This window comes from Lactococcus sp. bn62, from assembly GCF_029492705.2.
Lineage (GTDB): Bacteria > Bacillota > Bacilli > Lactobacillales > Streptococcaceae > Lactococcus > Lactococcus petauri.
In genome coordinates this window covers 1,638,358-1,650,137 of sequence record NZ_CP120417.1, presented here as the reverse complement: position 1 = coordinate 1,650,137, position 11,780 = coordinate 1,638,358, and the positions used below count along the sequence as shown (strand labels likewise).

Here is an 11,780-nt window from a genome sequence, read left to right as displayed (position 1 = left end):
TAGGCAGTTTTTTCTTTTATTGAACTTTGGCTGCTAAAGTTTCTGCAAACGTTTCAAGATTTGTAATATCTTCATCTTCAGCATTCAAGTCCACTTTGACAGATTCTGCACCTTTCTCAGCTCCAGTAAGTGCAAATTGTTCCTCAAACATGTCAACACAAATACAGAAATCATCATAGAAAGTATCTCCTGAACCACAGACACCGAATGTTTTTCCAGAAAGATCAACGTCTTGTAAATCTTCATAGAAATCAACGATTTCATCTGGCAATTCACCATCGCCATAAGTATAAGTGGCAACAATGCAAAGATCCGCATCTTCAAATTCGTCAGCGTCAACTGAAGTACATTCGTCCAAATCTACATCAAGACCTAAATCTTCCAATTTATCAGCAACGATTTCCGCGATTTCTTGCGTATTGCCGGTCATACTTGCATAAACTACTTTTGCTAAAGCCATTTTTTGCTCCCTTGTGAAATTTATATAACAAAATTATATCAAGAAATTCCAGAAAAATCAGCTCCTATGCATTTTTCGGTACTTTCTACCACAGTATTTTTATGATAAAATAGGAGTATCATTACGATTAAAGAAATATTTAGAAGAAGGTAAAAATAGTGATTACATTAAAATCTCAACGTGAAATAGATCAAATGGATCGTGCCGGCTCTTTATTGGCAAGCATCCATATCGGTTTGCGTGATTTGATAAAACCAGGTATCGACATGTGGGAAATCGAAGAATATGTACGAAAAGTCTGTAAAGAAAATAATACGCTTCCTCTCCAAATCGGTGTAGATGGTTCAATTATGGATTATCCTTATGCCACATGTTGTTCACTGAACGATGAGGTGGCGCACAGTTTTCCACGCCACATGAAGTTAAAAGATGGCGACCTTATCAAAGTAGACATGGTTTTGGGTATGGTTGAAGATGGTTCTGTTGATGTTTCAAAACTTGATTTTGATAATGTTCCTGAGATGAAGAAATATACGGAAGGTTTCAGTGGAGCCATTGCAGATAGCTGCTGGGCTTATGCCGTAGGCACACCATCAGAAGAAGTGAAGAACCTTATGGATGTGACACGTGAGTGTCTCTATCTCGGAATCGAACAAGCTGTTGTTGGTAACCGTATCGGTGACATTGGAGCAGCTATTCAAGAATATGCAGAAAGTCGTGGTTATGGTGTAGTTCGTGACCTTGTCGGTCATGGTATGGGGCCAACTTTCCACGAAGATCCACTGGTGCCACATTACGGAAAAGCTGGACGTGGCTTACGTTTGCGTGAGGGTATGGTTTTGACCATTGAACCCATGATTACGACAGGGACTTGGGAAATTGATACCGATATGGAAACAGGTTGGATGCATAAGACATTGGACGGCGGTTTATCTTGTCAATATGAACATCAGTTTGTCATTACCAAAGATGGTCCAGTAATTTTGACAAGCCAAGGAGAAGAAGGCACTTACTAAGAAGTCTCTCCTATCTTATGAAGACAGAAAAATGAAAGGAGGAGAAGACCAGATGAAAGCTCTTTTTCAACGTGTATCGTCTTGGCAAACTTTGAAAGACTTCATGAACTTTTATAAAAGTTCAGAGATGTCCTTATCAAGTATTGCTGTGGCTTATTACTTGCTTTTATCCATTTTCCCGCTACTTTTGATTTTTGCCAACATTCTCCCCTTCTTAAATCTTGATATTGATATGATCTTGGATGTGCTTCATGATCAGATCCCGGATCAGATTTATGATATGAGTGTCGGATTTATCCGAAATGTCTTAGAAAATCCCAATACAGGATTACTTTCGATTTCCGTTTTGGCTGGTTTTTGGACATTTTCTCGCGCACTTGCGACCTTACAGATGGCTATGAACAAAGCTTATGAGGTTTCAGAACATCGTGATTTCATTCTCAGCCGAATCATTGGTCTAGTTGTTGGCTTAGGGCTCATGGTTATGCTCTCTTTAACTATCTTGATTTCAACATTTGGTCAGGTGATTTTGACCTATGTGCATGAGAACCTCTTTGCCTTTGATGATCGACTGTATCGGACATTGCAAACAGCTACCTTACCAGTTGTCATCATTGTTGTGCTTATTTCTTTGATTTTACTGTACTTTGTCTTACCCAACGTCAAAATACATAAGTTACGTTATATTATGCCCGGGACCATTTTCTCTACTTTGGTTCTTGTGGCCCTGCCTCATTTTTTTGGGGCCTATTTAAGTCGAGCTTTAGGGCAAATGCGTGACTTTAAACTGGTTGGTTCCTTGCTTATTTTTGGTTTAATGATTTGGTTTATTTTCATTGCTAAAGTTATTATCATCGGAGCGGTATTCAACGCCACTTATCAGAAAAAGTCCTTTGGTCAAATCGAAACACGACGTGGTGAGATTGTTGCTTTTATTAAAGAAATTAGAAAATAAAAAAACGTTCTGTTTTGGCAGACGTTTTTTTTATTATACATTTATACTTTCGCTTTTTTACGGAAAACAATAAATTTTGAATAGAAATAGTTCAAGACAATATTCAATACTTGGATGGCCAGTGAAAGAGCAAGAACGACTACTGGTTTTTTCAAGTGCAAGAGATCCATCAAAATCTCCGGATGACTATCGATAAACCACCATTTCAGAACAATAGCCAAAAGCATGAAGAATAAACGTCCAGCAGCAAAGTTAAGGAAATCACGGAAAATATGCGTAGATTTATGTTTGAAAACCCAAATTTTATTGGTAAAGAAAGCAAAGATAATACTGACAATTTGTCCGATTGCCTCTGAAATCGCCCCCGCATTTATCCCGGGGTGATTAAGCAGATAAAAGCTTGACTGCATAAAGACGTAATAGACAAGGGTCGTCAAGACACCGAAGACGAGATAAGTGAAAGCCTCAGTCTTAGCAAAGTTTTTAATTTTTTCCATAGCACCTCATTTTACCAAAATTGTAGTTTTTTTGCCAGATGATACATGTTTAAAATATAGTCGGATGTAAGGGGGCTTAATTAATAATGGTTGTTTTACTGTTTGTCGCACGTGTGGCAATTTTTTCCCGTAAAATGTCAATCTTATCTTGTGGTTGTCGCGCCCAATCGGTCACCTCAGCAATTACTTTTAATGGTGTAGTAGAGCGATAGGAACGTGTGGGATTACCCGAGAATTTTTTGTCGGTGACATTGGGATCATTTTCATAAGGACCTGTTGGCTCCACCAGATAGACATGTGGCAACTCAGCTTTTCCAGCAGCGATTTGGGCAGCAAAGCCAGCGCCATCTTTTAAAGCTGTAAAATAGATATGATTCATAGTCACACGTGAATCATAATTAGAGACAAAACCCGCCCTTAAATAATCCCCTATTTTGAGTTCGGCTTTCGTCCCGTGGTAGAAAGGACCTTCATCATGTACTTTTTCCATTAGGTAATCTTCTTTCTTAAGTTGATTTCAAAGCTGGCGATACGCGATGATCATAATGTATTATACAGTATCCCGCAACTTTTTTCTATCAGGAAGCGAATGAAAAAACAAGTGTAAAAAAAGTGACGCTCTGGTAAAAATTTCGTTTAGCATATTTGACCTCCGTTCTTGGGTATGATAAACTTAATCTATGTTAAAATCACGATTTTACTCTTTTATACTTGGAACAATCATTGAAGCATGGATTTTCTCCATCGCCTTTTTCCAGGCACAATGGTTTTGGTTCTTTATCGCAAGCTTCCTTTTAGGTCGCAGAATTTATGTGGCTTATAAAGTAGACAAGTTTGTAAAACTTAGCAAGATCAAATAATGGAGAATATCCATTATTTTTTTTTTTTTTACTATTTTTAGGTCTGAGATGAACCAGTATACTAAGTTATATTTTGGCTATTGAAAGGGAATAAAATATTAAACTCTATATTATATTAGCCAAAGCAAAAAGGATTATTGTTTATATTTTGATATAATAAGGAGAGAAAAAGACGATAGGAGACGGTTATGACAGTCACAGTACAAGATCTCATCAAAAAAATAAAATTTAATGTTATCTACTCCACGGAAACAGCACTTCAAAAAGAAGTGACCACCTCAGATATTTTACGCCCAGGTTTAGAGATGTCTGGTTATTTTGAATACTTTACCCCTGAACGGATACAACTTTTCGGGATGAAGGAATGGTCCTACATGATGAACGAGGTAGGTGATGCGCGTTATGATATTCTCAAAAAGGTAATGACTGAGATAACTCCTGTTGTTATCGTTGCACGTAATCTTGAAATTCCGGAAGAGATGGTGAATGCAGCGCGTAAGCATGATATTGTCTTGCTGCAGTCACGTGAGACAACTAGCCGTCTGAACAGCATCCTGACCTCTTACTTGGATGAAGAGCTGGCAGAGCGTGTCAGTGTACATGGTGTCTTGATGGACATTTATGGTGTGGGTGTTTTGATTCAGGGAGCAAGTGGTATTGGGAAATCAGAAACGGCTTTGGACTTGGTGGCGCGTAACCACCGTCTCGTGGCTGATGATCGTGTCGATGTTTTCCAAAGAGATGCCTTTACTTTAGCGGGGGAACCAGCGCCAGTTTTGCAAAATTTCTTGGAGCTTCGTGGTGTTGGTATTATTGATGTTATGAGCTTGTACGGTGCGCGTGCGGTCAAGGATCAAACGGATATTGATTTAACAATTTATCTTGAACCTTATGAAGTAGGGGGCGAATTTGACCGTTTGGGTAATGGTGTGAAAAACATTATTCTTGCAGATGTTGAGGTGCCACAGATCAAGATTCCTGTAAAAACAGGACGTAATGTCTCCACAATTATTGAGGCTGCCGTGATGAACTATCGTGCCAAAGATATGGGCTATGATGCAACGGCACTTTTTGAAGATCGTTTGACACATTTGATCGAAAACAATAGCTAAGGAGTGAAAGTGAATTATTTTCCATATTTAGCAATGAATAAGATTGCTTTAGAGTTAGGGCCCTTTTCCATTCATTGGTATGCGATTTTCATTGTGACGGGGGCTGCCCTAGGTGTCTGGCTGGCATGTAAGGAAGCACCACGGCGAGGCTTGACCTCAGATGATGTGATTGACTTTATCTTATGGGCTTTCCCAATCGGTCTGATCGGTGTCCGGGCTTATTACGTTGCTTTCCAATGGGATTATTATAGCCAACATCCGAGTGAAATTATCGCTCTTTGGGATGGCGGAGGTGCAATTTATGGCGGTCTGATTGCGGGTGCAATTGTCTTGTTTGTCTTTTCTTACTATAGGATGATTAATCCTCTGGATTTACTGGATATAAGTATTCCTGGTGTATTAATCGGACAAGCTTTTGGACGTTGGGGAAATTTTGTCAATCAGGAAGCCTATGGTGATGCAGTAAGCAACTTAAATTATCTGCCAACCTTTATTCGGGAGCAGATGTTTATTGATGGCGCTTATCGAATACCCACTTTCCTCTACGAAAGTATTGGAACCTTTTCGGGCTTTCTTCTCATTATGATTTTCCGCCATCGTATTCCAGGACTCAAGCGTGGTGAAATCTTTGCTTTCTACCTTATCTGGTATGGAGCAGTTCGCTTTATTGTGGAAGGCATGCGGACAGACAGTCTGATGTGGGGAGCATTCCGTGTATCACAGGTCTTCTCAGCCCTAATGATTGTTGCGGGTATAGCGTTTGTGCTTATCAGACGTTTGAAAAAAATTGATTAAGAAAAAAATGTACAAGTGTATCTTTTGCAGTAAGGCAAAAGGTGCATTTTTTATTACATTACAAAAAAGTAAGTTCAGCTTCATGCCAGTACGCGTAAAATAGAGATATTAAGAGGAGAAGAGGAGCGAAAAATGAAACATACACTTGCACTTGTGACAACTGTTGGGCTTATCACATTTTGTGTTTTTAATATACTCCATCAACAAAGGGAAACCGTCCGTAGCCTTCCCTCGGATACTCTCGGCACTCACAAAACATCTGCCCCATCGAAAAAGAAAAATGTAAATGTTCTTGACATTTATGCCAAGAACATGAAAAAACGAATCGTTTTTCCGGATAATGAAAAATCGCTTGACGAAAGCGGACAGAAAGATCCAACTGTACAAAAAGTCAAGGATTCAGCAGAATTTTACAGCAAAATCCCCACTTTCATCTCGGATCTTGTCAAAGAAGCTGCCAATCTCTCACATAAGCTTTTCCGGTAAGGCCTCGTTTTTTCTGAGGAAAGAATAAAAAAGGGATAAATATAAAAATCCTCTGAAAACACTGCTACGAGTGCCCTAAATATCTCGGAGAAAATTATGTGCCAAATTAGTTTATAAAAAATATTAATTTTGCTATAATAAAGTAAAATTACCGTTTGAATTTAAGCGGTTTCGGAGGTGAAGTATGGGAGAAATTAGTGTACAAAATATAGCCTGGCTGATCATTGCAATTGCTTTTGCAGCTTTGGTTATCTTCTTAATTGTACTTTTAGTTAAAGTTTCAAAGGTTGTTGAGGAAGCCAATCGTACGGTGAAACTCGTCTCTAGTGATGTCGATGTTTTGCTTCACCAAGCGGATGGCTTGATGGCGAAAGCCAATGTTCTTTTAGATGATGTTAATGGAAAAGTTGCAACAATTGACCCTCTCTTCGTTGCAGTAGCAGAGCTTTCAGAGAGTGTTACTGCGGTGAATAAAAGCAGTCGCGACATGGTTGAACGTTTCTCAAGAAAATCGGGAACGGTTGGTCGTTCAGCTTCGACTTTAGTATTGGCTAAAACAGCAAACAAATTTATGAAGAAGAACAAGAAAAAGAAAGTGGAGGATAAATAATATGTCTAAAAAATCAGGATTTTTAGCAGGAGCTTTGATTGGTGCCGCTGCAGCTTTGTTTTTCGCCCCTAAAAAAGGAAGCGAAATGCGTGAAGATGCGAGTAAGATGTATGACGACTTTAAAGACGATCCAGAAGCCGCATTGAACAACTTACGCGATTTTTCGACAGAAAAATTCAATGATATCAAAGAGCGTTTTGATTCAGGAGAAATTTCTGCAGACTCAGCAAAAGATTATTTGACAAGTAAACGTGATTTGATTAAAGAAAAAGTTGATTCAGGTGAACTTTCAAAAGACTCTGTTATTGAATTTTTCAACAGCACACGCGATGCAATAGTTGATAAAATCAATCAAGCGAAAGAAGATACTGAAGAACTTTTTGATGAGAACGAATCAGAAATTACTGACGAAGTAGTGGAAAAAACTGCTGAGTTCAAAGAAAAGTTGGATGACAGTGCAGATAAAGTCGCAGAAAAGGTCGAAGATGTTAAAGAAGATGCTGCAGAAGCAGTAGAAAATAACGTCGATTTTGGTAAAATTTCTGAAGAAGCCGGAGAGCTTGAAAAAAAAGCTAAAGACCTCTCAGGTACAGAGTGGTAAAAGAGATGCTGTCTGCGGACAGTTTTTCTTTTTGTAAAAATGTTACAGTGTTTATTTGAGCTTTTGTAAAGAAATTGCGTTATAATAGTTTTATCAAAAATAAAAAATCGGAGGATTTACAATGACTCAAGCTAACTTTGGCGTAGTCGGTATGGCCGTAATGGGTAAAAACTTAGCCCTCAATGTTGAATCACGTGGATATACGGTTGCCTTATTTAATCGTACGACTGCAAAAACAGAAGAAGTTGTAGCTGAACATCCAGATAAAAATTTTGTTTTGACAAAAACAATCGAAGAATTTGTAGCTGCGATTGAAAAACCACGCCGTATTATGCTTATGGTACAAGCAGGTCCAGCAACAGATGCGACAATTCAAGCACTTTTACCACATTTGGATAAAGGGGATATCTTGATTGATGGCGGAAATACACATTTCCCAGATACAATGCGTCGTAATGCAGAGCTTGCAGACTCAGGTATTAACTTTATTGGTACAGGTGTTTCAGGTGGTGAAAAGGGTGCTCTTGAAGGTCCTTCAATCATGCCTGGCGGACAAAAAGAAGCTTATGATTTGATTGCACCAATCTTTGAACAAATCGCAGGTAAAGCACCTCAAGATGGCAAACCATGTGTGGCTTATATGGGCCCTAATGGTGCAGGTCACTATGTAAAAATGGTCCACAATGGTATCGAGTATGGCGACATGCAACTCATTGCTGAATCTTATGATCTTTTGAAACGTGTACTTGGTCTTGATAATGCTGAAATCCAATCTATCTTTGAAGAATGGAATGAAGGCGAATTAGACAGCTACCTTATCGAAATCACAAAAGAAGTCCTTAAACGTAAAGATGATCAAGGTACAGACGGTTATATCGTGGACAAAATCCTTGATAAGGCCGGAAATAAAGGAACAGGTAAATGGACATCACAAAGTTCGCTCGATTTAGGTGTTCCATTACCATTGATTACTGAATCAGTGTTTGCACGTTTCATCTCAACCTATAAAGATGAACGTGTGAAAGCAAGCTCAATCTTATCAGGTCCAGAAGTGAAATTCTCAGGTGACAAAGCTGAAATTGTGGAAAAAATCCGTCAAGCGCTCTATTTCTCAAAAATTATGAGCTATGCCCAAGGTTTTGCTCAACTCCGCCAAGCTTCTAAAGAATACGATTGGGATCTTCCTTACGGTACAATCGCGCAAATCTGGCGTGCAGGATGTATCATCCGTGCTGGATTCTTGCAAAACATTACAGATGCTTTTGACAAAGATGCTAACCTTGAAAACCTTCTCTTGGATGAATACTTCATCGATATTACAAAACGCTACCAAGCAGCAGTACGTGATGTAGTAAGTCTTGCTGTTCAAGCCGGTATCCCAGTACCAACGTTCACAAGTGCAATCAGCTACTATGATAGCTACCGCTCAGCAAACTTGCCAGCGAACCTTATCCAAGCACAACGTGACTACTTCGGTGCCCACACATACGAACGTAATGACATGGAAGGAATCTTCCATTACGATTGGTATACAGAAGAATAAAAGAAATACCTTGCTGAGCTCAAGCTCATGTATAAGAGGATTAATCAAAAAAACTACCAAGAAGTTGGTAGTTTTTTTGATATCCTTAAGAAAATGGTGATTACTTACTACTTAACCCATCAGTGATATGATCAATATTCCATTTGAGCATATCGTAATAGGTGTCACCTTTCTGACCTTCGTCAGCAAGTGAATCAGTAAAGATTTTTGAGTAGATTTTTACACCGGTTTGTCTAGAGACAGATTCCATCGTTTTTGGTGAAACGCTGGTTTCCACAAAGAGTGCTTTTACATTTTTATCTTTAACAATCGTGTTGATACGGTTGAGTTGGGCTGGTGTACCTTGGTTGTCTGTATTGATTTCCCAGATATATTCAGCTGTAAGACCGTATTGTTTTGAGAAGTACTTAAAAGCACCTTCACTGGTAACCAAGATTCGGTCTTCCTCCGGAATGGTTGCAATCTTAGCTTTTGCTTCTGTGTCCAGCTGTTGCAACTTATCCGTATATGCTTTGAGATTTTTTTGATAATCTTCTTTATGCTGAGGATCTTTCTTTGAAAGTTCTTTTTCGATATTTTGGGCATAAATAATGCCGTTTTGAATATTAAGCCAAGCATGCGGGTCTTCTTCACTTTCTTTGCCTTTTTCACTTAAGTGAATGGGAGTAACACCTTGGCTAACCATAAAGGTTGAATCTTCTTTACGACTATTTTTAATCAGCTTATCAAACCAACCTTTTCCAGTTTCCAAATTGAGGCCATTGTAAAAGACAAGGTCGGCTTTTTCGACTGCTTGAGTGTCATTGGGTTTCGGATCGTACTGATGGGGATCAGTGCCACGTGGGACCATGCTATAAACATCCACATGGTCCTTCCCGATATTTTCGGCAATATCGGCAATAATGGAGTAGGTGGTTACAACCTTAAGTTTATCAGATGCCATACTTTCTTCTTTTTTAGGCGAGCATGCTGTAAGAAGTAACAGAAGTGAAGCTAAAAGGGCAATTAAAGAGAGCTGTTTGCGGTTCATGATTGAGGTCCTTTCTTAGAATAGCGGATAAATCCGTTGCGAGGGCTGAGGAAGAAGGAGAGGGCAAAGGTAAGTGCCCCAACGATTACAATGGTTGCGCTTGTAGGCAGATCGTATTGGAAGCTGATAATAACGCCCAAAATACCAAATAATACACCTAAGGCAGAAGACATCGCGATCATATGTGGCAATTTATTTACCCAGAGGTAAGAAATAGAGGCAGGAATGATAAGCATGGCAACCACAAGAACAATTCCGACTTGTGACAAGGCAGAAATTGTAAAAAGTGTCAGCAAAATCATCAATAAATAGTGATAAAAAGTATTGTTTAAACCATAAGCTTTAGACATAGTTGGATCAAAGGAAGTAATAAGTAGCTCCTTGAAGAAGAGTTTGACTACCAGAACAACAGCAATCAATAAAACGAAAGACTGAACAAGTTCGTGTGGGGTAACGGCAAGGATATTTCCAAAAAGAATATGGTTAAGGTCTGCACCACTTTCAGCTTTTGTGATTAATATGATTCCTAGAGCAAAGAAGCTACTTAGGATAATACCAATCGAAGCATCTGTCTTCAAATTACTATGTTTGATGATAAATTGAATCAGAATGGCACCTAAAATCCCAGATACTGTTGCGCCAATCAAAACATTTATCCCTAGCATGTAGGAGACAGCAACCCCAGGCAAGACAGCGTGAGATAAAGCATCACCCATGAGAGAAAGACGTCTCAAGACGATAAAACTCCCTAAAATTCCGGAGATTATCCCTAATAAAATGGAAGCGATAAAAGCACTCAGCATGGTTACAGTAAGGCCTGTTACATCTGAAAGAAAAAATAAAATATCCACTGAGACTAGCCCTCGCTTTCCTTGATGATGATATCGCCTAAGACTTCACCGTACGCTCTTTGAAGATTTTCATTAGTGAAAGATTGGGCAGTATAATCAGCACAAATAAGTTTTTTATTAAGAATAACCAGATAATCAAAATATGCTTTAACATTATGAAGATTGTGGTGAACAATGATAATCGTTTTACCATTCTGGCGTAACTCTTCAAGTATATTAATGATGATTTTTTCGCTCATCATATCGATACCCACAAAAGGTTCATCTAAAAAGTAATAGTCAGCTTCTTGGGCCAGTGCACGAGCGATGAAAACACGTTGCAATTGCCCGCCAGACAAAGCGCTTAACTGGCGCTCTTTAAAATTGTCCAAGCCAAGTTTATGAAGTGCATGTTCCGCTTTTTGTCTTTCTTTTTTACGGGGCTTTTGAAAGAGTTTTAAGTTGGGATATGTACCTGTCAAAACGGTATCAAAGACCGTGATTGGAAAGCTAAGATCAATTTCACTACGTTGTGCAACATAGGCAATCTTTCTCTTGAAAGTCTTGAGTGGGGTTTCATCGATGGTAACTGAACCGGATTTGGTTGGGATCATCTCTAAGATGCTTTTCATCAAAGTTGACTTCCCCGCACCGTTAGGACCAATAACTCCTGTACAGGAGCCTTTAGGTATATGCAGTGATATATTTTCTAAGGCAAGGTTGCCTTTATATTCGACGGATAAATTTGAAATTTTTAACATTATTTCCCTTGTTTTTAAAGTTCACAGTGAGCTACTGTTGGCGCCCAAGATTTAGTTTGGTGTCGATAGCGTGATTTGAGTTTTGAAAATTTGGGTATATAAAAATAAGCTTCATACTGAAGGTAGTGTGAAAGGTATGTAGATTAACATTTCTTTCTATAAATTTTGTTTTCTTCCTGCTCTGTCTTAGCGTGAAATGGAAGGGCATGAATTCTAAAAAGTAA

General features: G+C 38.8%; 15 protein-coding genes. 9 read left to right on the top strand and 6 right to left on the bottom strand.

Annotation, left to right across the window (positions count from 1 at the left end; genetic code table 11):
- Positions 1 to 16 precede the first annotated feature (16 nt).
- Entirely contained in the window at positions 17 to 460 is a 444-nt protein-coding gene (locus tag P3G65_RS08555) for a flavodoxin (RefSeq protein ID WP_003134312.1), read from the bottom strand.
- 158 nt (positions 461 to 618) lie between these two features.
- Between P3G65_RS08555 and P3G65_RS08550 the strand changes: the two genes are divergently transcribed.
- Positions 619 to 1,476 (top strand): methionyl aminopeptidase, encoded by an 858-nt coding sequence (locus P3G65_RS08550; protein WP_003134314.1) that lies wholly within the window; start codon positions 619 to 621, stop codon positions 1,474 to 1,476.
- A 52-nt stretch (positions 1,477 to 1,528) separates the two neighbouring features.
- Positions 1,529 to 2,431, top strand: coding sequence for a YihY/virulence factor BrkB family protein (locus P3G65_RS08545; protein WP_003134316.1), 903 nt, complete (start codon positions 1,529 to 1,531; stop codon positions 2,429 to 2,431).
- A gap of 41 nt (positions 2,432 to 2,472) precedes the next feature.
- Here the strand turns inward: P3G65_RS08545 and P3G65_RS08540 are convergent, their stop codons facing one another.
- Together P3G65_RS08540 and arr are read right to left on the bottom strand one after the other, a co-directional pair.
- Positions 2,473 to 2,928: a GtrA family protein gene (locus P3G65_RS08540; RefSeq protein WP_003134318.1), complete on the bottom strand. Its 456-nt coding sequence runs from the start codon at positions 2,926 to 2,928 to the stop codon at positions 2,473 to 2,475.
- A gap of 76 nt (positions 2,929 to 3,004) precedes the next feature.
- On the bottom strand, positions 3,005 to 3,418 hold the full coding sequence (gene arr / locus P3G65_RS08535; protein WP_019291825.1) for an NAD(+)--rifampin ADP-ribosyltransferase: 414 nt from the start codon (positions 3,416 to 3,418) through the stop codon (positions 3,005 to 3,007).
- Between the two features lie 190 nt (positions 3,419 to 3,608).
- Here arr and P3G65_RS08530 point away from each other — a divergent pair, with 190 nt between their 5' ends.
- The 7 genes from P3G65_RS08530 (at position 3,609) to gndA (ending at position 8,935) form a co-directional block, all read left to right on the top strand.
- Positions 3,609 to 3,788: a hypothetical protein gene (locus P3G65_RS08530; RefSeq protein WP_014025241.1), complete on the top strand. Its 180-nt coding sequence runs from the start codon at positions 3,609 to 3,611 to the stop codon at positions 3,786 to 3,788.
- A 188-nt stretch (positions 3,789 to 3,976) separates the two neighbouring features.
- Positions 3,977 to 4,900, top strand: a complete 924-nt coding sequence (gene hprK, locus P3G65_RS08525; RefSeq protein WP_003134322.1) for an HPr(Ser) kinase/phosphatase — start codon at positions 3,977 to 3,979, stop codon at positions 4,898 to 4,900.
- A gap of 33 nt (positions 4,901 to 4,933) precedes the next feature.
- Positions 4,934 to 5,695, top strand: coding sequence for a prolipoprotein diacylglyceryl transferase (gene lgt, locus P3G65_RS08520; RefSeq protein WP_003134323.1), 762 nt, complete (start codon positions 4,934 to 4,936; stop codon positions 5,693 to 5,695).
- Positions 5,696 to 5,827: 132 nt separating this feature from the next.
- On the top strand, positions 5,828 to 6,181 hold the full coding sequence (locus P3G65_RS08515) for a hypothetical protein (RefSeq protein ID WP_003134324.1): 354 nt from the start codon (positions 5,828 to 5,830) through the stop codon (positions 6,179 to 6,181).
- 184 nt (positions 6,182 to 6,365) lie between these two features.
- Complete coding sequence (locus P3G65_RS08510) at positions 6,366 to 6,791, top strand: DUF948 domain-containing protein (protein ID WP_003134326.1); 426 nt, start codon at positions 6,366 to 6,368, stop codon at positions 6,789 to 6,791.
- A 1-nt stretch (position 6,792) separates the two neighbouring features.
- Positions 6,793 to 7,392 carry a YtxH domain-containing protein gene (locus P3G65_RS08505; protein WP_003134327.1) on the top strand — a complete coding sequence of 200 codons (600 nt, stop codon included), beginning with the start codon at positions 6,793 to 6,795 and terminating at the stop codon, positions 7,390 to 7,392.
- A gap of 121 nt (positions 7,393 to 7,513) precedes the next feature.
- On the top strand, positions 7,514 to 8,935 hold the full coding sequence (gene gndA, locus P3G65_RS08500) for an NADP-dependent phosphogluconate dehydrogenase (RefSeq protein WP_003134329.1): 1,422 nt from the start codon (positions 7,514 to 7,516) through the stop codon (positions 8,933 to 8,935).
- 100 nt (positions 8,936 to 9,035) lie between these two features.
- Here gndA and P3G65_RS08495 read toward each other — a convergent pair whose 3' ends face one another.
- Genes P3G65_RS08495 through P3G65_RS08485 form a run of 3 tightly spaced genes read right to left on the bottom strand, consistent with a single transcriptional unit; the run spans position 9,036 to position 11,556 of the window.
- Positions 9,036 to 9,965 (bottom strand): metal ABC transporter substrate-binding protein, encoded by a 930-nt coding sequence (locus tag P3G65_RS08495; protein WP_003134330.1) that lies wholly within the window; start codon positions 9,963 to 9,965, stop codon positions 9,036 to 9,038.
- Complete coding sequence (locus P3G65_RS08490) at positions 9,962 to 10,816, bottom strand: metal ABC transporter permease (protein ID WP_003134332.1); 855 nt, start codon at positions 10,814 to 10,816, stop codon at positions 9,962 to 9,964. The genes P3G65_RS08495 and P3G65_RS08490 overlap by 4 nt, the downstream gene beginning before the upstream one ends.
- Positions 10,817 to 10,821: 5 nt before the next feature.
- Complete coding sequence (locus P3G65_RS08485) at positions 10,822 to 11,556, bottom strand: metal ABC transporter ATP-binding protein (protein WP_003134333.1); 735 nt, start codon at positions 11,554 to 11,556, stop codon at positions 10,822 to 10,824.
- Positions 11,557 to 11,780: the final 224 nt, after the last annotated feature.